The sequence below is a fragment of the Kouleothrix sp. 19917 genome (assembly GCF_057073505.1).
Window position 1 is genome coordinate 5,508,502 of the sequence record NZ_CP097099.1, and the last position, 22,559, is coordinate 5,531,060.

A 22,559-nucleotide genomic window follows, 5' to 3' on the forward strand; every position below is an offset into this window, starting at 1 on the left:
CTTCCATACATCTTTCGATGTAATACACGCTGTGGAATAGTTCACATTGCGCATTCTAATGAGGAAAAATCCGCTATCGTACACGCAGGACGCCCGCGCTGCGGCAGGCTGGCACAAGCATAGCAGGCCCGCGCTGTCGGCGCTATCGAGAGAATTACGTATGTTTACCTGTGCGCTTTCAGCGCAGGGGTTAAGGGGTGGGGAAAAGAGGTTGGTGATTGCAATGCAGAAACTCTGCCCTGATTTCCGCATCGCTTTCTTGCTGCTGCACCTGGGCTGCGCTCACGAGGATGGAAAGGGGCGTGCAGGTGGGGATTGCAGCCTGCTGTACGCCCCGTGCCTCAGCCGCAGATGTTATGCTGCCGGGCGCATTGGCTGGGCAGCTTCTTCCCCGACGGCGCGGACGGCCGGCACTGCCGCCAGTGCGCGCCACACATTCATCAGCAGCTTGCGGGCAATGGCCACCCGCGCCCGCTCAGGACCGATGCGCAGCGCCAGCGCTTCGTAGCGCGCTCCCCAGGCGCGGTCGTGCTCGGCGGCGCGCGCGCCAATCGCGAGCATGGCGGCGCGCAGCTCGGGCCGGCCCTCGGGTGTGTTGCCTGGGGCCGCGCCGGGCGCAAGGCCGGCATAGCTGGCAAGCTGCGCGGGCGTCGCAAAGCGCTCGGGCGCGCCAATTGCGCTCATCAGCACCAGCGCCTCCACCGTATCGACGCCGGGCAGAACGCGCAGCCGCGCGACCCATTCGCACCAGGGCGCGCAGTTCGCCAGCGCCAGCATGCGCTGCTCAAGCGCGCGCAGCAGCGCGGCGGCGCGATTCAGCGCAGCCAGGTTGTCGCGGGCAAGCTGCTGATCGTCGAGGGCAAGCGGCAGGCGCGCCCACCAGGCTGGCTGGTCGGCACCGAGGCGGTGATTTCCGGGCGGCACCGCGCCAGCTTGTTCGAGCAAGTGCGCCAGCACCGTGCCGGCCTCGGCGTGCTGAAGAATCAGGCGGCGGCGCTGGGCGGCCAGGGCGCGCACGTTCCGCACCGCTGGCGGCGCGGCCCACACCACCGGCGCAAGGCCGGCAGCATACATATGCGCCAGCCTCAGCGTGTCGCGTGGGTCGTCGCCGTGCTGGAAGGCGGGCAGCAGCCGCCCAAGCTGCGGGTGCGCCAGCTCGACTTTCGCCACCAGTGGCGCGATCAGATCGCACAGCGGCCAGGGGTCGGCCGGGGTGCCAAGCAGCACCGCGTCGGAATGGCGCAGGGCGCGCCGCAGCCACCCCTGGAGCGCGGGCGTTGCCACGCGCTGGGCGGGCACTACGACCTGCCCCTCGCGATCAACCGCGCCGACAAGCGTGACGGCCGGGCGTACATCGAGCGCAACAAAACGGGCTGGTTCGCCGGGGGGAGCTTCCATGCGCATTCCTCCTGCCAGACGCGCCAAGCGGCGCATTGCTGGAAGTAACTATACGCATAGGGGCCGCAACTGTGGTTAAGCGATTGCAAAACCTTCGTCAAAGATGTAAAGCCGGTCAGGGATCAGGGGTCAGAAGTCAGGAGTCAGGAAGGCCCGGGTATTCTGAAGCCCTTTGTATCTATCCCCCATTCCCCGCGCCGCGCGCGCTACGGCACGATCACCGTGCGCACATCGCCACCGAACTGCTCAAGCGCGTCGAGCACCGCGTTGACCGGGCCAGCCTCCAGCGGCACCGTGCGCGCCACCACTTGGGAGAGATTGAGTTTGCCGCGCCGCACCAGCTCGATCAGCAACGGCAGCTCTTGCAGCAGGTGATCGTTGGTGCCGATCACCTCGGCTTCTTTGCCCAGCAGCTCGCGGTAGGTGTCGATCACGAGCGGCTTGTCGGCAATGCCGGCCACCACGGCGCGGCCCATGATGCCAAGCGACTGCACGGCCTGCTGCATGGTTTGCTGCAAGCCAATCAGCTCCAGCGCGACATCCACGCCGCGCCCGTGCGTGAGCTGCCGGATCGCGGCGACTGGGTCGCCGTCGCGGGCGTTCACCGGGGTTGCGCCATACTGCGCGGCCAGGGCCAGCTTGGCCGGGTTGATATCGACGGCATAGACATCGAGCGCGCCAAACGCAAAGGCCAGCTGAATGGCCGACATGCCCAGGCCGCCCGCACCAAACACTGCCACGCGCTCGCCGGCCTTCAGGCGCGCTTTGCGCAGCGCGTGGAACGATGTGGCCGATGAGCACATCATGACCGCGCCCTGCTCGAAGGGGATTTCGGGCGGCAGGATCACGGCGTTGCGCTCGGGCACCGCGATATACTCGGCATAGCCGCCATTGCTGTAGTGCCCAATCATCGAGCCCTGCGCGCAGAACTGCTCGTTGCCGGTGCTGCAGTAGTGGCAGTCGCCGCAGCACAGCAGGTAGTGCAGGCACACGCGGTCGCCCACGCGCACCAGCGAAACGTTCTTACCCACCGCTTCGACCTCGCCCGCCACTTCGTGACCGAGCGTAAGCGGCAGCGGGTGCGCGGGCGAGGTGCCGGCGCGGTAGTGCACGTCGGAATGGCAGATGCCCGCGGCCCGCACGCGCACCAGCACATCGCCGTCGCCGATCTCGGGCACCGGGATGTCGTGCAGCTCAATCGGCTGCCGAGTCGCCACAAGGCGCAGCGCTTTCATAGGATCTTCCTTTTATACTGTACGGGGTTTGCACTATTGCGCAAGGCAAAGCTCTGTCTTTGCCTGCGGCAGCAAGGTATTTCTATTATATTTGTGTATATTTTCCGCGCTACGCGCGGAAAATATACACAAATATGTTGGCCTATCTGTGTAATCTGCGTAATCTGTGGATTATCCGAACGGACTAGCGCAGCGCGCCCTTCAGCACAAACAGAATATTGGCCGGGCGCTCGGCCAGGCGGCGCACCATGTAGGGGTACCATTCTTCGCCATACGGCACATACACGCGCATGCGATAGCCCTCGCGCACCAGCTGATCCTGCAAGTCGCGGCGAATGCCATACAGCATCTGGAACTCAAAGCGGTCGAGCGGGATGCCCTGCTGGCTGGCGTAGTTGCGCGTGGCCTCGATCATCTTCTCGTCGTGGGTGGCGATGCCGGGGTAGTTGCCCTCGCTCAGCAGCATCTGCATGAGCTTCACATAGTTCTTGTCGGTGTCGGCTTTTTCGGGGAAGGCGACGCTGGCCGGCTCGTTATACGCGCCTTTGCACAGGCGCACGCGCGCGCCGAGCTTGTTCAGGGCGCGAATATCTTCTTCGCTGCGGTAGAGGTATGCCTGAATGACCACGCCAACGTTTTGCTGGCGCGCAAACAGCTCGTTGAAAATATCGAGCGTGACCTGCGTGTAGCCCGAGCCTTCCATGTCGATGCGAATGAAATTGCCGAACTGCGCGGCCTGCGTGATGATGCGCTCGACGTTGCGCACGCACAGCTCGCGGTCGACATCCAGGCCCATCTGGGTGAGCTTGAGCGAGGCGTTGCACTGCGCGCCGCTGCGCTCGATGCCGTGCAGAATGGCGATGTACTGCGCGGCAGCCGCGCCCGCCTCGGCCGCGCTCGACACCGACTCGCCCAGGTAGTCGAGTGTGGCGGTCAGGCCGGCGGCGTTGAGCTTCTGCACGTTCTCAAGCGCCTCGTTCAACCCCACGCCCGCCACAAAGCGGCTGACCAGCGGCTTGGCCAGCGGGCCGCCAAACACGCGCTTGGCCAGCGGCTGATCCGAAAGATACAGCAGCGTTCCCCGTAACATATCGCCTCTTTCGTGCTAACGCGGTGCTTGCGCCGTTTAGCGCATTCTGCCGCACAGTATAGCACGAAGCGTGCGATGGGCTGGAGGGGTGTTGGCAGGTTGAAAGGTTGGAACGTTGCAGGTTTGACGACCAACCACCGACCCTTCGACAAGCTCAGGGCAGGCAGGCCGACGACGGTAAATTTCACCGCAAAGCGCGCAAAGAGCGCAGAGGCTTGTCGGTTTGGAAGTTGCAGGTTTGAAGGTTCCAGGTTACTGCCACCCGCCAACTGCTGACTGTTGGGTTCCGTGGTTCCGTGGTTCTTGGTTCTTGGTTCTACGCTCACCCTTCACCCACACGCCACCTACTGCCCGCTGTCGTAGCGTCCTTTTCGCGGCTCGTACCCGCTTGCGCAGGCTCGTCGTTTTCCCTATATACCGGCGCGCAGAAGCTCAGCCCCGCCTCGGTTACAGTCGCAGGAACACCCACTATGCCATTTACCATCGACCGCTGGCGCGCCGAGCTGCACGACGCTTTAGACGCCATTGCCGCCGACCCGCAGGGCGCGTGCGAGCGCGCCGGGCAGGCCGAGCTGTACCCGCTGCTGCTGGGCGCGGCCATGCAGCCAATCGTCGCCGCGTATGAAGAAGCGCCCAATGGCGTCATCAGCGCGCTGATCAGCGTGGCCGGCAGCCTGGGCATGAACCTGGCCGCAAACCTGATGCAGCGCGAATACCTCGCCGGAAATCTTCCTGCCATTGCCGCGCGCGAAGCACAGAGCGCCGAGCTTGGCCCGGCCTACGACCGCATGGCCGCCAGCCTGAACCTCGTCGAGCTGGCCGAAGCCGCGCTCGCAGCGCACGGCCACGCCGAATTGAGCACGCAGGTGCGCGCCGCCCACGCCCGCCGCCAGGCAGAACTGCCCCCCAACGCCATCGCATTTGGCGCGCCGCGCCGCCCCTGAGCCCTGCTTGACAAGAAGTAGCATGGGTTATATCATAAAGCCCGCTATGAAAGAGCTGTCGTGCAACAACTATACGCTGCGTCGTCGCACGCGTCGCCTGGCCCGTACGGGCACAGGGGGCGGTTAGGGCGTGCGCAGAGTTGCACCCGCGCCCAACCGGCGCGAGCGATCGTGAACATACCCCTGAACCTGTATAAGGTTCGGGGGTTTTTTAGTGTGAGGGCACGCGTTGGTGAAGGTTGGCATTTTCGGCGTAACCGGCTACGCCGGCTACGAGCTGTTTCGCTGGCTGGGCCGCCACCCGCAGGCCCAGGTACAATTCGCCACATCTGAGTCGCAGGCCGGCAAAAAGCTGGCCGATGTCTACCCCGGCCCGCTCGACATCCCGCTCCTAGCTCCCGCCGACGCGCCGTTCGGCGATGTTGACGTGGTGTTCCTGGGCTTGCCGCACGGCGTTGCCGCCACCACGGCCCAGCGCGCCCGCGCCGCTGGCACCCGCGTGATCGACCTGTCGGCCGACTTCCGGCTCACGACGCCCGCCGCGTACAAGCAGTGGTACGGCCACGAGCACCCCGCGCCCGAGCTGCTGCCCGCACCCTACGGCCTGCCCGAGCTGAACCGCGACGCCCTGCGCGACGCGCCGCTGATCGCCAACCCCGGCTGCTACCCGACCAGCGTGCTGCTGGCGCTGGCGCCACTGCTGCGCGCCGGCGCGCTCGCCGACGCCACGATCATCGCCGACTCGAAGTCGGGCGTGTCGGGGGCGGGGCGCGCGCCCAAGCAGAACACCAGCTTTGTGGAAGTGAGCGAAAACCTCGCGCCCTACAGCGTCGGCCATGTGCACCGCCACGTCGGCGAGATGGAGCAGGAAGCCGCGCGCATCGCGCAGGCGCACGCCCCGCAGCTTGGCGCGCAAGGCCCGACGATCATCTTCACGCCGCACCTGCTGCCAATCAATCGCGGCATCCTGAGCACGATCTATGTGCGTGTGCCGGCCAACTGGGGCAACCAGCAGATCCGCGCCTACTACGAGGCGATGTACGCCGACGAGCCATTTGTGCGGGTGCTGCCATCCGGCCAGCTCGCCACAATCGGCCACACCGCGCACACGAATATGTGCACGATCTCGCTGACGCTCGCGCAGCCGGGCATGCTGATCGTCGTCTCCAGCATCGACAATCTGGTGAAGGGCGCGGCCGGCCAGGCCATCCAGAATATGAACCTGATGTTTGGCCTGCCCGAGACGATGGGCCTGTTGTAAGGGCGAAGCATTCGCCCGTACCAGTTTGAAATAAGGAAATAAGTCATGGCGAATGCTTCGCCTCTACTGATCCTCAAAATCGGCGGCAACGAGCTCGACGACCCGGCCTTCGTGGCTGAGCTGGCGCGGGCTGTGGCAGCCCTGCGCCCGCAGCCGGTGCTGGTACATGGCGGCGGCAAGGAGATCGGGCAGATCCAGACGGCGCTGGGCGGCGAGCCGCGCTTTGTGGCCGGCCTGCGCTACACCGACGACACGGCGCTCCACGCCGCCGAGATGGTGCTGTGTGGCATGGTCAGCACGCGCCTGGTGGCCGCGCTGCTCGCCGCTGGTGCCGACGCGCTTGGGATGTCGGGTGTGGATCGCGGACTGATACGCGTGGAGAAGGCCGCGCACCCGGCCGGCGACCTGGGCCGCGTGGGGCGGCCAGTGGCGGTGCGCGCCGAGCTGCTGCGCGACCTGCTGGCGCAGGGCGTGGTGCCGGTCGTCGCGCCAATCTCGCTTGGCCCGGATGGCACCTATAACGTGAATGCCGACGAAGCCGCTGGCGCGATTGCCGGGGCGCTTCAGGACGCCGAGGTGGTGTTTGTAACGAATGTGCCGGGCGTGCTGGTGGGCGGCGAACTTGTGCCGCAGCTCAGCGCGGCCGAGATCAGTGCGCTGATCGACGACGGCACGATTTATGGAGGCATGATCCCCAAGGTGCGGGCCGCACTCACCGCGCTCGACGCGGGCGTGCAGGCGGCGCGCATTACCAACCTGGCCGGGCTGGCCGACTCTGGCACGCGCATTGTGCAGGCATAGGCGGCCCACGCCCCGAATGACAACACGTTTTATCACGGCATCAGGCGCCCGAACAGCCGCCTGGGCCGTTTATACAAAACATGAAACTAGCGCTTGCCCCCGCCACCGACTACGCAGTTGCCTTCACGCCAGAGGAACACAGCATGACAGAATGGGTCGCTGACGACCATGCGCGGGGCAGGGCTGCCCCGGTCGTCCCGCCGCAGGTGCGGCCAGCCACCGCCGACGATGTTCCCGCAATTGTTGCTGTTGTGAATGAGAACGCCCGCCTGGGCCACCTGCTGCCGCGCAGCGCCGAAAACATCCACGCCTCGATCGATAGCTGGATCGTGGCCGAGATGGATGGCCGTGTGGTCGGCATTGGCTCGCTGCTGGCGATGAGCCCGACGCTGGTGGAAGTGCGCTCGCTGGCAGTGCTGCCGGCCTACCGCCGCTATGGCGTGGGCGCGAAGATCGTGCTGGGGCTGGTGGAGCGCGCGCGCGAGCGCGGCATCCCAACGGTGTTTGCGCTGACGCGGGCGGTGTCGTTTTTTACGCGCCTGGGCTTTGTGATCAGCGCGCGCGAAAGCTTCCCCGAGAAGGTCTGGAAGGATTGTGTGATCTGCCCGCTGCAGCACCGCTGCGACGAGACCGCCGTGGTGATGGAGCTGTAGCGCATGGGCCGGCACCGCTTCCATGGCGACCCCGAGCGCTTTCAGGTGATTGCCGATTTTGTGGCCGAACGCTACTGGCGCGAGGTGCGCTACGTTGCCGATGTGGCCGGCGGGCAGGGCATGCTGGCGCGCATCCTGGCCAAGCAGTACCGCTACGAGGCTGAGGTGATCGACCCGCGGGCGTGGGTGCTGCGCGGCGTGAAGCACCAGGCCAGCGCGTTCGACCCGGCGTTTGCGACTTACTACGACTTGATTATTGGGCTGCACCCCGACGGTGCCTTGCGCGAGGTGGCGCAGGCCGCGCTGCTGCGACCGGCGATTGTTGTGCCGTGCTGTAATTTCTGGTCGGAAGCCAAGCTCGGGCAGGCCGAGCTGATCGACCAGATCGAGCAGTACTATGCGCTCCACGGCGTGCAGTACGAGCGCGTCGAGTTTCCATTCAAAGGCCCGAAGAATATTGGCCTGGTTTCGGCCCCGCCGCAGCCGCCCGCTGCCGGCCGCACTGGAGAAGCGAACCCATGACCGAACGAACCCCCGCGCTGCTGGCGCTTGAAGATGGCACGACATGGCCGGGCACTGCGCTGGGCGCACTTGGCGAGCGCGCCGGCGAGGTGATTTTCAACACCGCCATGACCGGCTACCAGGAAGTGCTGACCGACCCTTCGTACTACGGCCAGATCGTGGTGATGACCGCGCCGCATATTGGCAACACCGGCGTGAACCTGGAAGACGAAGAAAGCACCAGGCCCTGGCTTTCGGGCTTTGTGGTGCGCGCCGCCAGCCCACGCGTCAGCAACTGGCGCGCAACCGCCGCGCTGGATGAATACCTGCGCGAGCATGGCATCGTCGGCATCACGGGCGTGGACACGCGCGCGCTGGTGCGGCACATCCGCGAGGCCGGTGCGCTGCGCGGCGTGATCTCCTCGGCCGAGCCCGACGCGGCGCGGCTGGTCGAGGCGGCGCGGGCCGCGCCCTCGATGGAGGGGCTCGACCTCGTGCCGCACGTGACCTGCGCCGAGCCGTACCACTGGACCGAGGGGACTGGGGTTTGGGGGATAGGGAATGGCGGGAACGATGCCCAATCTCCATCCCCCACCTCCCATGCCCTGCATGTCGTGGCTTACGACTTCGGCATGAAGCGCAACATCCTGCGCCTGATGGCCGACCAGGGCTGCCGCGTGACGGTGGTGCCGGCCAGCACGCCCGCCGCCGATGTGCTCGCGCTCGACCCCGACGGCATTTTTCTCTCGAATGGCCCGGGCGACCCCGCCGCCGTGACCTATGCGGTCGATGCGGTGCGCGGCCTGCTGGGCAAGAAGCCGCTGTTTGGCATCTGCCTGGGCCACCAGATCCTGGGCCTGGCGCTGGGCGGCAGCACCTACAAGCTGCGCTTCGGCCACCACGGCGGCAATCAGCCGGTGCGCTTCAGCGACACCGGGCGGGTGGAGATTTCGAGCCACAACCATGGCTTCGCGGTGGACGACAAGACCTTGCCCGATGGCGTGGAGGTGACGCACACGAACCTGAACGACGGCTGCTGCGAGGGCCTGCGCGCCGCCGACCTGCGCGCCTTCAGCGTGCAGTACCACCCCGAGGCCGCGCCCGGCCCGCACGACGCATCGTACCTGTTCGGCCAGTTCGTCGCGCTGATGGAAAACAACAAGCAAGAAGTTTAAAAGAACGGAACCACGAAGACACGAAGGCACGAAGAGCTGAAAGTAGTGAGACATGCGCAATTATGCTCTTTCAGATCCAGAGGAACGAATAGCGACCATCATTGTGAATGCAGCTTTTACTGTTCACAAAGCGCTTGGCCCTGGATTATTGGAGAGTATTTATGAAGTATGCTTCTGCCATGAGCTTACAAAAAACGGGCTTTCAGTGCATCGCCAAGTCACTCTGCCAATCAGCTACGATGGCATTCGTTTCGATGATGGCTTGAGAATCGATGTTCTTGTTGAGGATCTGGCTATCTGTGAATTAAAAGCCGTCGAAACAATGAATCCGGTTTTTATGGCGCAATTGATGAGCTATCTTAAACTCGCACGAAAACGGCTAGGCTTTCTGATTAACTTTAATGTCCCAACTATCAAGCAAGGCATCAAACGAGTCGTTATATAAGTCTTCGTGCCTTCGTGTCTTCGTGGTTAAATTTTCCAAGGCTTCGTATCTTCGTGGTAATTTTTTCCGTGTCTTCGTGGCAATATAAGGACGGTAGAATGCCGAAACGCACAGACATACAGTCCATCCTGATCATCGGCGCGGGTCCGATTGTGATCGGCCAGGCGTGTGAGTTCGACTACTCGGGCGTGCAGGCGTGCAAGGTGCTGCGCCGCGAAGGCTATCGCGTCATCTTGGTCAACTCCAACCCGGCCACGATCATGACCGACCCGCAGTTCGCCGACGCGACCTACATCGAGCCGCTCACGCCCGAGGTGGTTGAGAAGATCATCGAGCGCGAGCGCCCCGACGCCGTGCTGCCGACCGTCGGCGGGCAGACCGGCCTGAACCTCGCCATGCAGCTCCACAAAACCGGCGTGCTTGAGCGCCACGGCGTGCAGCTGATCGGCGCCTCGCCCGATGCGATCGACCTGGCCGAAGATCGCCAGCTATTCAAAGAAGCGATGCTCAAGGCTGGCCTGGGCGTGCCGCCCGGCGACACCGTCACCACCGTGGACGACGCGGTTCGCCTGGGCACCGAGATCGGCTACCCGGTGCTGGTGCGCCCCTCGTTCACGCTGGGCGGCTCGGGCGGCGGCGTGGCCTACGACGAGGCGCAGCTGCGCGAGATTGCTGACCGCGGCCTGCGTGCCTCGCCGGTGACGCAGGTGCTGATCGAGCAGAGCGTGCTGGGCTGGAAGGAATACGAGCTTGAGGTGATGCGCGACCGCGCCGACAACTTCGTGGTGGTCTGCTCAATCGAAAACCTCGACGCGATGGGCGTGCACACCGGCGACTCAATCACCGTCGCGCCGGCCATGACGCTTACCGACCGCGAGCTGCAGCGCCTGCGCGACCAGGCCAAAACCGTGATGAGCGTGGTTGGCGTCGAAACCGGCGGCTCGAATGTCCAGTTTGCGGTGAACCCGGCCAACGGCGACACAATCGTCATTGAGATGAACCCGCGCGTCAGCCGCTCGTCGGCGCTGGCCTCCAAGGCCACCGGCTTCCCAATCGCAAAAATTGCCGCGCTGCTGGCGGTGGGCTACACGCTCGACGAAATCCCGAACGATATCACCAAGGTCACGCCGGCCTCGTTTGAGCCAAGCCTCGACTATGTGGTGGTGAAAATTCCGCGCTGGGCCTTCGAGAAGTTCCCCGGCGTCGACCCCACGCTTGGCCCGCAGATGAAAAGCGTGGGCGAGGTGATGGCGATTGGCACAACTTTCCCCGAAGCATTCCAGAAGGCGATGCGCGGGCTGGAGATTGGCGCGCTGGGCTTTGGCGTGCGCAAGAACCGCGCCATTTCCGCCGACATGCCCGCCGAAAACACGCTCAGCGCGCCCACGCCCGAGCGCATTTTCGCCGCCGCCGACGCGCTGCGCGCTGGCATGGCGCCCGACGCCCTGAGCGCCGCCACTGGCTACGACCCGTGGTTCGCCGAGCAGCTGGCCGCGATCATTGCAATCGAGGGCGATTTGCGCGGGCACACACTCGCCAACCTGCCAGCCGAACTGCTGCGCGAGGCCAAGGAATTTGGCTTCTCCGACGCGCAGATCGCCGCTGTGCTTCAACCGGCGGTGCCAAGCGGCAAGGTCAAGGGTGGCGGGAATCTCGCGTATCGCCCATCGTCCACGCCGCTGCCCGCCTCGGAAATGGATGTGCGTGCGCGCCGCAAATCGCTCGGCATCGTGCCCGTCTACCACCGCATCGACACCTGCGCGGCCGAGTTCGAGGCGCACACGCCCTATATGTACAGCACCTATGCCACCGTCGACGAGGCCGAGGTCACCGGCAAGCCCAAGGTCATGATCCTGGGCGGCGGGCCGAACCGCATCGGCCAGGGCATCGAGTTCGACTACTGCTGCGTGCATGCGTGCATGGCCCTGCGCGACCTCGGCTTCGAGACGATCATGGTCAACTGCAACCCCGAAACCGTCTCGACCGACTACGACACCAGCGACCGCCTGTACTTCGAGCCGCTGACGCTGGAAGACGTGCTGAATATCTGGGAGCGCGAGAACCGGGGTCTGGGGGCTGGGGATTTGGGTTTTGAAATCCAGGAGGACGAACATGGCATTACAGTCATATCGCGACCTGGAAGCCTGGCAGCAGGCGATGCAAACAGTAGAGGAGATTTACCGCCTAACCAAGATGATGCCCAAGGAGGAGCAGTTCGGGCTAATAAGTCAGATGCGGCGAGCAGCGACCTCGGTTCCGGCGAACATAGCGGAAGGGTATGGCCGGCTGCACCGCAAGGAATATCTGCATCACCTGTCGATAGCGCGCGGCTCGCTGATGGAACTGGAAACCCATTTTCTGATTTGCCTTCGGCTGAATTATCTGGAGCGGGAGCAGAGCAAGCCGGCCTGGGAAGCGATGCAACAGGCGGGGAAACTCTTGGGCGGCCTGATTCGGTCACTTTCATCGGACAGCATTCGGGAGAAGCCGGAACAGTACCTGGCGGAACCCAATCCCTAAGCCCTAAACCCCAAACCCCCGCTCTTGTTCCCGTCCTCGTCCAGTTCGGCGGGCAAACGCCGCTGAACCTCGCCAAAGGTCTTGCGACGGCGGGTGTGCCGATCTGGGGCACCTCGCAGGACGCAATCGACCTGGCCGAGGATCGCGGGCGCTTCGAGGCACTGCTGCGCCAGCTCGAAATCGAGCAGCCCGAGCACGGCATGGCCGACGACCTGCCCGCTGCCCGCGTGATCGCGGAAGAAATTGGCTACCCGGTGCTGGTGCGCCCCAGCTACGTGCTGGGCGGCCGCGCCATGGCCATCGCCTACGACGACGACGGGCTGGCGCAGTACCTGCACGAAGCCGCGCGCATCAGCGAGGGCCAGCCGGTGCTGATCGACCGCTACCTCGAAGATGCGTTTGAGGTCGATGTCGACGCGATTGGCGACGGCGAGCGCGTGGTGATTGGCGGGATTATGGAGCATGTGGAAGAGGCGGGCGTCCACTCCGGCGACTCGGCCATGGTCATGCCACCCTACAAAGTCAGCGCCTACCACCTCTCGATCATTCGCGACGAAACCATTCGCATCGGCATGGCGCTGGGCGTGAAGGGCCTGATGAACGTCCAGTACGCGATCAAAGACGACGAAGTGTATGTGCTCGAAGTGAACCCGCGCTCGTCGCGCACGGTGCCGTTTATCGCCAAGGCTACCGGCGTGCCGCTCGCCCGCATCGCCGCGCAGGTGGCGGCCGGCAAAACTCTGGCAGAGCTAGGCCTCACCGCCGAGCCGGCGCTTGATGGCTTCTTTGTGAAAGAAGCGGTGCTGCCGTTCGAGAAATTTCCCGGCGCGGCCGTGTTCCTCAGCCCCGAAATGCGCTCAACCGGCGAGGTGATGGGCCACGCTTCCAGCTTCGGCCACGCCTTCGCCAAGGCCGAGATGGGCGCGAACCAGAAGATCCCAACCTCGGGCGGCGCGCTGGTGACGGTGAACGACTTCGACAAGGGCGCGATCAGCCGCATCGCGCGCGACCTGGTGCGGCTTGGCTTCACGCTCTACGCCACGCGCGGCACCGCCGCCTGGCTCGCGCAGCTTGGCCTGCCGGTCGAAGTGGTCAACAAGGTCTCGGAAGGCGGCTCGACCACAGCTGACCTGATTGCGTCGGGGAAGGTGCGGCTGGTGATCAGCACGCCGCTGGGCGCGCGGGCCTACATCGACGGCCAGGCCCTGCGCTCGGCCGCCATTCGCCACGGCGTGATGCTCGTCACCACGCTCACCGGCGCTGCCGCCACCGTGTCGGCCATTCGCGCGCTCAAGGCCAAGGAGCTGAAGGTACGCTCGTTGCAGGATCACCATGCACTGCGTGCTATAGTATAGCCGCGCAGCGCGAAGGCGCTGTCGATCTGGCGAGGGCAAGCCCGTGATCAATATTCTTACCGCCGATATGCTCAACCTCGACCGGTTGAGCCAGAACACTCCCCAGCAGCAGGTCAAGGCCGGGCTGGAAGACTATGCCGAAGGGCGCGTGACGATCGAGACCGTTGGGCAGTCGTCGGCGCGCGTGCAGGTGCGCGATTTCAAAACCAACCGGCCCTACCTGGTGTCGCTGTGGCTGAACGGCCGCCAGCTGGCGATGACATGCACCTGCCGCGACAGCTACCAGTGGTACCTGTGCCGGCACCGCATCGCCGCCATCGCCGCGCTGCGCGACCACTTAAAGAAAAACCCGCCCAAGCTGTGGCAGGCCGTGCTCGAACAGGCCGCGCAGGCGCCCGCGCGACGCAGCAGCACCAGCTACGGCCCAATCGTCTTCAGCCTGCAAGAGCGCGGCAACGGCTGGGGCGTCACGCCCTACACGCTGGCGGCGCGCTACTTTGGCGCACACCAGCTTGGCGACCACGAGGCAATCGCCAGCGCCATTGCGGAGCAGGGGCTGTCCGGGCAGGCGCGGCCGATCCGCTCGCGCATCAACCGCCAGAGCTACCCCGCCGCCACCGAAACCGAGCTGGCCGCCGTCAACCTCGCCGTCGGCAATCCCTACATGATGTCGGGCTACAGCTACGGCCGCGAGGCCGTGTTCTACGAGCCGGTGCTGTCGCTGCTGCCGGGCTGCCTCGTATACACCGGCGACGAGGGCGAGCCGCTGAGCGAGCGCATTACGGTGCTGCCCGAGCTTGGCACGCTTTCCGCCGAGCTGAGCGAAACCAAAAAGGGCCTGAAGCTCAGCGCGCAGGTGATGGCCGGCGCGCACGCCCTGCCGCTCGGCCGCAAAGAAACCGCTGTGGTGGTGAACGACCCGCTGTGGATGCTGATCGGCAGCACGCTGGTGCAGGTGAAATCGACCGACGGGCTGGCGGCGGCGCTGCTTGAATACCCCGAGCTGACCATCCCGCCCGAAGACCAGGAAGTGTTTCTTGAAAAGCACCTGCTGCCGCTCACCGACCAGATCGACATTCGCGGCGAGATGCTCCAGTGGATCGATATCGCCGCCGACGCCGCGCCGCGCCTGTACCTGAGCGAAGGAGCTGAGGGCTTGCAGGCCGAATTGCGCTTCGCCTATGGCGAGCACGAGCTGCATTACGACAAGCGCCTGCCCGAAACCGCCACCAAGCGCCAGCCCGGCACCGCCCAGCTTGCGCGCATCGCCCGCCAGCCCGCCCGCGAGCAGGAATTGTGGCAGGCGCTGGGTTCCTACGGCCTGAAGCGCACCACCGAGCCAAGCATCTGGCTGGTCAAGAAAACCGTCCACCCAATCGACTTCCTGATGCACCAGGTGCCGAAGCTGGTCGAAGATGGCTACGCTATCTATGGCGAAGAAGAGCTGACCCTGGCGCGCGTCAACCGCAACAAGCCCACGATCTCGTTCAAGGTCACCAGCGGAATCGACTGGTTTGATGTCAAGGCCGTAGTGAACTATGGCGATCTGGCCGTTCCGCTGAAGTCGATTCGTCAGGCGATCAAGAAGCGCGAAAAATACATCAAGCTGGCCGACGGCACGATGGGCGCGATCCCCGAAGAATGGCTGACGCGCTACCGCCACATGCTTGCGCTTGGCGACGACAATGGCGACACCCTGCGCTTTGCGCAGCAGCACATCACCATGATCGACCAGCTTCTGGGCGAGGCCGACCGCGCGCAGGTTGATGAGGCGTTCGAGCAGCGCCGCGAAAAGCTGCGTGGATTCGAGCGGATCGTGCCGCAGCCGCTGCCCACAACCTTCAAGGGCGAGCTGCGCCCCTACCAGAAGTTCGGCTACGACTGGCTGCACTTCCTGCGCGAGTACAACTTCGGCGGCTGCCTGGCCGACGACATGGGCACGGGCAAGACCATCCAAACCCTTGCGTTTATCGAATCGCTCTACGAACGGGAAAACGATGCCCCCGCCACGCTGGTGGTGATGCCGCGCTCGCTCCTTTTCAACTGGCAGCGCGAAGCCGAGAAGTTCACGCCCGATCTGGCAGTGTATGTGCACGCCGACCAGGGCCGCATCACCGACCCGCAGGAGTTCGCGCAGTATGACCTGGTGCTGACCACCTACGGCACCATGCTGCGCGACATCGCGGCGCTGCGTACCTACCAGTTCAACTACGCCATCCTCGACGAGTCGCAGGCGATCAAGAACCCGGCGGCCGAAACATCCAAAGCGGCGCGGCTGCTGAACGCGCGCCACCGGCTGGTGCTCACCGGCACGCCAATCGAAAACAGCACCGGCGAGCTGTGGTCGCAGTTCGCCTTTCTCAATCCCGGCCTGCTCGGCGATATCAGCTACTTCCGCGAAGAGTTCATCAACCCGATCGAGCGCCAGCAGAACCAGGATGCCGCCCAGTTTCTGCGCAAGATGGTCTTCCCGTTCATTCTGCGCCGCACCAAGGATCAGGTCGCCGCCGACCTGCCGCCGCGCACCGAAGAAGTGGTGATGTGCGACATGGAGCCAGCCCAGCGCAAGCTGTACGACAAGCAGCGCGACTACTATCGCGCCCAATTGCTCGGCATGATCGACGACGACGGCATGAACGACGCGCGCATGAAGATCCTCGAAGGGCTGCTGCGCCTGCGCCAGATCAGCATCCACCCGCGCCTGGTCGACGCCAAGTTCAAAGGCAATTCGGGCAAGTTCGACCTGCTGCTCGACACGCTCGACACGCTGCGCGCCGAGGGCCACCGCGCCCTGGTGTTCTCGCAGTTCGTGCAAATGCTGACGCTTGTGCGCGAAGCGCTCGACGAGCGCGGCATCCCGTACTGCTACCTCGACGGGCAAACCCGCGACCGCCAGGGCGAGGTCGATCGCTTCCAGAACGACGACACGGTGCCGTTTTTCCTGATCAGCCTGAAGGCTGGCGGCGTGGGCCTGAACCTGACCGCCGCCGACTATGTCATTCATATCGACCCGTGGTGGAACCCGGCGGTCGAGCAGCAGGCCACCGACCGCACGCACCGCATCGGGCAGGACAAGCCGGTGTTTGTGTACAAGCTCATCGCCCGCGACACTGTCGAGGAGAAAATTCTGCAACTCCAGGCGCACAAGCGCGAGCTGGTCGAGCAGGTGATTGGCGCGGAGGGCGGCGTCTTCAAGGCGCTCACGCGCGAGGATATTGAGGTTCTTTTTTCTTAGGGTGTTTTTATGTTTTTTCCGGGGCGCTTCGCCCCCGTGCCCCCGACCAGGGAAACCCTTGCCGGTTTCCCTGGAACCCTTCCGGCAATGAGTGCCAGTATCAAGCGATTAGCTCGTTGTCATGCCTTGCGGCAAAAGGGAAACCGGTACAACTTAAATCGGTAGTTGCCAGCTTTTCGGCACAACAGAGGCATGAGCGCTCGACATTGAATGCGAACGACCTTCATTTGGGGTCCAGGGGCGATGCCCCTGGCCGGGGTGCTGGGGCGGGAGCCCTGGCGGCCCTGCGGCCCGAGCAAGCCACGCTCAAAACGAGAAGGCATGTGCTGCCAAGCTGCCAGCTTTTCGGCACAACGGAGGCATGAGCACCAAACGCTGAAACAAGAAACACGCTCTTTTGGGGTCCAGGGGCGATGCCCCTGACCGGGGTGCTGGGGCGGGAGCCCCGGCGGCCCTGCGGCCCGAGCAAGCCACGCTCAAAACGAGAAGGCATGTGCTGCCAAGCTGCCAGCTTTTCGGCACAACGGAGGCATGAGCACCAAACGCTGAAACAAGAAACACGCTCTTTTGGGGTCCAGGGGCGATGCCCCTGGCCGGGGTGCTGGGGCGGGAGCCCCGGCGGCCCTGCGGCCCGAGCAAGCCACACTCAAAACGAGAAGGCGTTTAATAACGCATCGCCGCCCGCGCAGGGCAAATCGCCGCCCGCGCAGGGCAAAAACAAAAGTCACCAATGCCGCCCGCACAGGGCCGCACCAGCAAAGAAACAGGAACACAGCAATGAAAAAAGCCAACAAAGTCGTGCTCGCCTACTCGGGCGGCCTGGACACCAGCATCATCGTGCCGTGGCTCAAGCAAAACTATGGCAACCCCGAAGTGATCTGCTACTGCGCCAACCTCGGCCAGGCCGACGAGCTGACTGGCCTGGAAGAAAAGGCCCAGGCCAGCGGCGCATCCAAGTGCTATGTCGAAGACCTGCGCGAAGAGTTCGTGCGCGATTTCCTCTTCCCCATGCTGCAAAGCGGCGCGATCTACGAGCGGCTGTACTTGCTCGGCACCTCGGTTGCGCGCCCGCTGATCGCCAAGCGCCAGGCCGAGATCGCCTTGCAGGAAGGTGCCGACGCGCTGGCGCATGGCTGCACCGGCAAGGGCAACGACCAGGTGCGCTTCGAAGTGACCTACATGGCCTTCGCGCCGCATATGCAGGCGATTGTGCCGTGGCGCGAGTGGAACATCCGCTCACGCGAGGACGCGCTTGAATACGCCGCCGAGTATAACGTGCCCGTCACCGCCACGCTGAAGTCGATCTACAGCCGCGACCGCAACATCTGGCACATTTCGCATGAGGGCGGCGTGCTGGAAGACCCCTGGAACGAGCCAGAGGAAGACATGTACACGCTGTCGGTTTCGCCCGAGAACGCGCCCGACACGCCCGAGTATGTCGAGATTGGCTTCGAGCAGGGCATTCCCGTCAGCGTAAATGGCGAGCGGCTTGGGCCAGTGGCGCTGCTGAACGCACTGAACGAGCTGAGCGCGAAGCACGGCATTGGCCGCATCGACCTGGTGGAAAACCGCCTGGTGGGCATGAAGAGCCACGGCGTGTACGAAACGCCCGGCGGCACCATCCTGCGCACGGCGCACCAGGGCCTCGAGCAGCTCACGCTCGACCGCGAGACCATGCACTACAAGGATGTGGTGGCGCACCGCTACGCCGAGCTGATCTACAACGGCCTGTGGTACACGCCGCTGCGCGAGGCGCTGCAAGCCTTCTTCACCAGCACGCAGCAGAACGTCACCGGCGAAGTGCGGCTGAAGCTCTACAAAGGCAACGCCATGCTGGTTGGGCGCAAGGCCACCGCCAGCCTCTACAACCCCGACATCGCCAGCTTCACCATGGGCGAAACCTACAACCAGAAGGATGCTGAAGGCTTTATCAAGATCTTTGGCCTGCCGGTGAAGGTGCGCGCGCTCGTCGACGGCAAGTAGTGTGTGAATGGGTGAAGGTGTGGGCGGGTGTTGAATTGACAGTTCCGTGCCCGTTCCGTGCCCATGCAGAACTACGCACTACGCACTATAAAGCATTAGAAAGTAGTGCGTAGTGCGTAGTTCTCCATCTCGTTTTTGGATACCGGAGTAAAAATATAATGCGCCTGCAAGCGAGCTGCGAGCTTTCGTTCAACGTGCCCGCCCCCGTCGCAATGACCTTGATGCTGCGCCCGCGCAGCGGCGCCGGCCAGTGGATCGCCAGCGAGACGTATAGCCTCGCGCCGCAGGTCATGCCGGGCGAGTTCGTCGATGCTTATGGCAATCTGTGCCAGCGCATCGTCGCGCCGGCTGGCTCATTCAGCATCAGCACGCGCGTCGAGGCCGAAACCGCCGACACAATCGACACTGCACCTGGCGCGCCGCTTACGCTCGCGCAGGATCTGCCCGACGGCGCGCTGCAGTTCCTGCTGCCCAGCCGCTACTGCGAAGCCGACACGCTGGGCGGCCTGGCCGCCGAGATTGTGGCGGGCGCACAGCCCGGCTACGATCAGGCCGAGGCGATTCGCGCCTGGATTCACGCGAATGTCGAATACCGCTATGGCACCAGCGACGCCTCGACCTCGGCGGCAGACACGGCCCGCCAGCGCGTGGGCGTGTGCCGCGATTTCACGCACCTGGGCATGGCGCTGTGCCGCAGCCTGACCATCCCGGCGCGCATGGTCGTCGGCTACCTCTACCAGCTCGACCCGATGGACCTACACGCATGGTTCGAGGCCTATGTGAATGGGCGCTGGTACACTTTCGACGCCACGCAGGATGCGCCGCGCGGCGGGCGAATTGTAATCGCCTACGGGCGCGATGCCGCCGACGTGGCGCTGACCACGCAGTTCGGGCCGGCCACGCTGGAGAATATGACCGTCGCGGTGGCGTGGGTGGGGGGAAGATAGTTGGCAGGTTGCAGATTTGCAGGTTGGCAAGTTGTTGTAGCTTGGGCAAAGACAAGCTTTGCCCAAGCAAGCGAGTAAGGGCAGAACCAAGAACCCCAGAACAGCATAGGGTTTAATACTCTGGAAAGAAAGTTCTTTCATACAACGGGCAAGCTTCTAGGAAGCTCATCTGGTTATCAGATTGAAGCAAAACTGGCTTGAGCTTCCTGGAAGCTGTGTACAGGGAAATTTATTTTCCAGAGGGTTTAGGGTCTGGGGTTTGGGAATTAGGCTGCAATCTGCAACCTTCTAACCTGCAACTTCCAAACCTGCGATCCTCTGCGTCCTTCGCGCTCTTTGCGGTGAAATTTAGTCGGTTGCGCGTCATCAAACCTGTAACTTGCAACCTTCCAACCTGCAACTCGAAATTCTCTGTGTCTCTGTGGTGAATATTTCGGTCGCCATTCGAAAAAGAAAGAATGCCAGACATGGAACACACCCTCGGCAGTGTCGCCAGCTTCGCCCGCGACGGCCAGTCGGTCACGTTTGAGTGCGGGGATGCGCGCCTCGCGGTTGCCGTGCTTGCGCCCACGCTTGTGCGCGTGCGCGTCGCGCCCGATGGCACCTTCCCGCCGCGCCGCTCGTGGGCGGTCGCCCGCGCCGACGAAGAGTTCGCCGCTGTGCCGTTTGACGTGCGCGACGACGCCGACGCGGTTGTGATCGACACGGGCGCGCTGAGCGTGCGCGTGCGCCGCGCCGACGGCACCCTGGCCTTTGCCGACGCCCAGGGCACCGAGTTCTGCGCCGACGCCCAGGCCCCGCGCTGGCGCGACACCAAGGAGGGAAGGAGCGTCGTTTCGGCCAAGCGCATCGAGGCGGGCGAGCACTTCTATGGCTTTGGCGAGCGCACCGGCCAGCTGGACAAGCTCGGCCGCGCCATGACGAACTGGACCACCGACCCGGCCTGGGGCCACGGCCCCGGCACCGACCCGCTGTATATCGCCATTCCAGTGGCAATGGCGCTGCGGCCCGGCCTGGCCTATGGCGTCTTCTTCAACAATAGCTGGCGCAGCCGCTTCGACATTGGCGCGGCGCAGTATGGCGAATGGAGCTTCGCAGCCGATGGCGGCGCAATCGACTACTATGTCGCATATGGCGCTGTGCCCGCCGACGTGCTCGAAACCATCTCCGCGCTGCTTGGGCGCATGCCGCTGCCGCCGCGCTGGGCGCTCGGCTACCACCAGAGCCGCTGGGGCTATACCTCGGAGGAAATGGTGCGCGAGCTGATGCACGAGTTCCGCGCGCGCGACCTGCCCTGCGACGTGATCCATTTCGACATCGACTACATGCGCGGCTATCGCGTGTTCACGTGGAACACCGAGCGCTTCCCCGACCCGCCCGCCCTGCTGGCCGACATGCACGCCGCTGGTTTCACGCCCGTCACCATCATCGACCCGGGCGTGAAAATCGATCCCGACTATGGCGTCTACCGCGACGGCATCAAGCGCGACATGTTCATCAAGCGCGCCGACGGCGAGGTCTTCCACGGCTACGTCTGGCCCGACGACTCGGTTTTTGCCGATTACACTCGCCCCGAAGTGCGCGCGTGGTGGGGCCAGCAGCAGAAGGTGCTGGTCGACATGGGCGTGCGCGGCATCTGGAACGACATGAACGAGCCGGCTGTGTTTAAGCTGCCGTTCAGCGAGGGCGCGGGCGATGTTGGCACAATCGACCTCGACGCGCCGCAGGGGCCAGCCGGCGAAGAAACCACCCACGCCGAAGTGCACAACATGTATGGCTATGGCATGGCCCGCGCCTCCTACGAGGGCCTGCGCGCGCACATGCCCGGCGAGCGCCCCTTTGTGCTCACGCGCTCGGGCTATGCCGGCATTCAGCGCTGGAGCGCCTGCTGGATGGGCGACAACAGCTCGTGGTGGGAGCACCTTGAGCTGACCATGCCGCAGCTCATGAACATGGGCCTCTCGGGCGTGCCGTTTGTCGGCACCGACGTGGGCGGTTTTTTTGGAAATGCGAGTGGCGAGCTGTTTGCGCGCTGGATGCAACTGGGCGCGCTTACGCCGTTCTGCCGCGGGCACTCACATGCTGAAACCGAACGGCACGAACCGTGGGTCTGGGGCGAACAGATCGAGACGATCTGCCGCGAGTATATGCAGCTGCGCTACCGGCTGCTGCCCTACATCTACTCGCTGTTCTGGCAGGCCACGCAGAGCGGCACGCCAGTGCTGCGCCCGCTGCTGTTCCACTTCTCCGACGACCCCGGCACCTACACCATTCACGATCAGGTCATGCTTGGGCCAAACCTGATGGCCGCGCCCGTCTACCATCCCGGCCGCACCTACCGCTCGGTCTACCTGCCGCGCGGCACCTGGTACGACTGGTGGACCGACGCCGCGCTCGGCACGGACGACCGGCCCACGCCCATCCTGGCCGACGCGCCGCTGGAGCGGCTGCCGCTCTACGCCCGCGCTGGCGCGATCATTCCGCACGGCCCGGCCATGGCCCACACCGGCGCGCGCCCACTCGACGCGCTCACGCTCGACCTGTTCCCCGGCGATGGCGAATTCACGCTCTACGAAGACGACGGGCGCAGCTTCGAGTACGAGCAGGGCGCGAGCTGCACTACCAGCTACACCCTGCGGCAGGAAGGCACCACGCTGACGCTGACGATTGGCGAGCGCACGGGAGGCTACACGCCCGCGCCGCGCTCGCTGACGTTGCGGGTGCGCGGCCCGGCGCAGTGGCGCGCCGAAGACCCAACCGAGTTTGCCGACGACGGCGCGGCGCGCGTGGTGCGCTTTACCAAACTGTAAAACAAGGCCTACGGCAGATCGCATGCCTCGCCCTCGATGGAGGTAACAGGTTGGCTGCCGAAGGCACAACGCGCGCTTCTGTTGTAACCAGCCAAATTCGATTGCTGTTGGCTGAATGGCACAACGGAGGCATGACACACGGAGCTTGGCGCGCTGCCGACCTAAAATTTGGGGTCTGGGGCGCAAGCCCCAGCGCAGGGTGCAGG

Annotated in this window: 16 protein-coding genes and 1 pseudogene; 14 read left to right on the top strand and 3 right to left on the bottom strand. The window is 64.4% G+C overall.

Annotated elements, in window-relative coordinates:
- Positions 1-354 precede the first annotated feature (354 nt).
- From M1P90_RS22240 to M1P90_RS22250, 3 genes are all read right to left on the bottom strand, one after another.
- Positions 355-1,398 (bottom strand): transposase, encoded by a 1,044-nt coding sequence (locus M1P90_RS22240; RefSeq protein WP_483697594.1) that lies wholly within the window; start codon positions 1,396-1,398, stop codon positions 355-357.
- A gap of 206 nt (positions 1,399-1,604) precedes the next feature.
- Positions 1,605-2,633, bottom strand: a complete 1,029-nt coding sequence (locus tag M1P90_RS22245; protein ID WP_483697595.1) for an alcohol dehydrogenase catalytic domain-containing protein — start codon at positions 2,631-2,633, stop codon at positions 1,605-1,607.
- Positions 2,634-2,817: 184 nt separating this feature from the next.
- The gene (locus tag M1P90_RS22250; protein WP_483697597.1) at positions 2,818-3,723 is read right to left on the bottom strand and encodes a proline dehydrogenase family protein; all 906 of its coding nucleotides are present in this window, start codon (positions 3,721-3,723) and stop codon (positions 2,818-2,820) included.
- Between the two features lie 470 nt (positions 3,724-4,193).
- On the opposite strand from M1P90_RS22250, the gene M1P90_RS22255 reads away from it, so the two are divergent.
- The 14 genes and pseudogenes from M1P90_RS22255 to M1P90_RS22320 all read left to right on the top strand — a co-directional run bounded on the left by M1P90_RS22255 (position 4,194) and on the right by M1P90_RS22320 (position 22,353).
- Positions 4,194-4,667 (top strand): hypothetical protein, encoded by a 474-nt coding sequence (locus tag M1P90_RS22255; protein ID WP_483697598.1) that lies wholly within the window; start codon positions 4,194-4,196, stop codon positions 4,665-4,667.
- Between the two features lie 232 nt (positions 4,668-4,899).
- Positions 4,900-5,928 carry an N-acetyl-gamma-glutamyl-phosphate reductase gene (gene argC / locus M1P90_RS22260; protein ID WP_483697599.1) on the top strand — a complete coding sequence of 343 codons (1,029 nt, stop codon included), beginning with the start codon at positions 4,900-4,902 and terminating at the stop codon, positions 5,926-5,928.
- Positions 5,929-5,973: 45 nt separating this feature from the next.
- Positions 5,974-6,729, top strand: a complete 756-nt coding sequence (gene argB, locus M1P90_RS22265) for an acetylglutamate kinase (RefSeq protein ID WP_483697601.1) — start codon at positions 5,974-5,976, stop codon at positions 6,727-6,729.
- Positions 6,730-6,872: 143 nt separating this feature from the next.
- A complete protein-coding gene (locus M1P90_RS22270) occupies positions 6,873-7,382 on the top strand; it encodes a GNAT family N-acetyltransferase (RefSeq protein ID WP_483697602.1) in 510 nt (169 codons plus the stop codon).
- Positions 7,383-7,385: 3 nt separating this feature from the next.
- Positions 7,386-7,904: a hypothetical protein gene (locus tag M1P90_RS22275; RefSeq protein ID WP_483697604.1), complete on the top strand. Its 519-nt coding sequence runs from the start codon at positions 7,386-7,388 to the stop codon at positions 7,902-7,904.
- Entirely contained in the window at positions 7,901-9,058 is a 1,158-nt protein-coding gene (carA, locus tag M1P90_RS22280) for a glutamine-hydrolyzing carbamoyl-phosphate synthase small subunit (protein WP_483697605.1), read from the top strand. Before M1P90_RS22275 ends, carA begins: the two co-directional genes overlap by 4 nt.
- Positions 9,059-9,110: 52 nt before the next feature.
- On the top strand, positions 9,111-9,503 hold the full coding sequence (locus M1P90_RS22285; protein WP_483697607.1) for a GxxExxY protein: 393 nt from the start codon (positions 9,111-9,113) through the stop codon (positions 9,501-9,503).
- A gap of 98 nt (positions 9,504-9,601) precedes the next feature.
- Positions 9,602-11,554 (top strand): annotated as a pseudogene (gene carB / locus M1P90_RS22290) (carbamoyl-phosphate synthase large subunit); the annotation flags it as partial.
- 106 nt (positions 11,555-11,660) lie between these two features.
- Positions 11,661-12,023: a four helix bundle protein gene (locus tag M1P90_RS22295; RefSeq protein ID WP_483704673.1), complete on the top strand. Its 363-nt coding sequence runs from the start codon at positions 11,661-11,663 to the stop codon at positions 12,021-12,023.
- A 95-nt stretch (positions 12,024-12,118) separates the two neighbouring features.
- Positions 12,119-13,378 (top strand): ATP-binding protein, encoded by a 1,260-nt coding sequence (locus tag M1P90_RS22300; RefSeq protein WP_483704675.1) that lies wholly within the window; start codon positions 12,119-12,121, stop codon positions 13,376-13,378.
- A 43-nt stretch (positions 13,379-13,421) separates the two neighbouring features.
- The gene (locus M1P90_RS22305; RefSeq protein ID WP_483697609.1) at positions 13,422-16,613 is read left to right on the top strand and encodes a DEAD/DEAH box helicase; all 3,192 of its coding nucleotides are present in this window, start codon (positions 13,422-13,424) and stop codon (positions 16,611-16,613) included.
- A gap of 777 nt (positions 16,614-17,390) precedes the next feature.
- Positions 17,391-18,596, top strand: a complete 1,206-nt coding sequence (locus M1P90_RS22310) for an argininosuccinate synthase (RefSeq protein ID WP_483697610.1) — start codon at positions 17,391-17,393, stop codon at positions 18,594-18,596.
- 158 nt (positions 18,597-18,754) lie between these two features.
- Positions 18,755-19,543, top strand: coding sequence for a transglutaminase domain-containing protein (locus tag M1P90_RS22315; protein ID WP_483697612.1), 789 nt, complete (start codon positions 18,755-18,757; stop codon positions 19,541-19,543).
- A 467-nt stretch (positions 19,544-20,010) separates the two neighbouring features.
- A complete protein-coding gene (locus tag M1P90_RS22320; RefSeq protein WP_483697613.1) occupies positions 20,011-22,353 on the top strand; it encodes a glycoside hydrolase family 31 protein in 2,343 nt (780 codons plus the stop codon).
- The last annotated feature ends 206 nt before the right edge of the window (positions 22,354-22,559 follow it).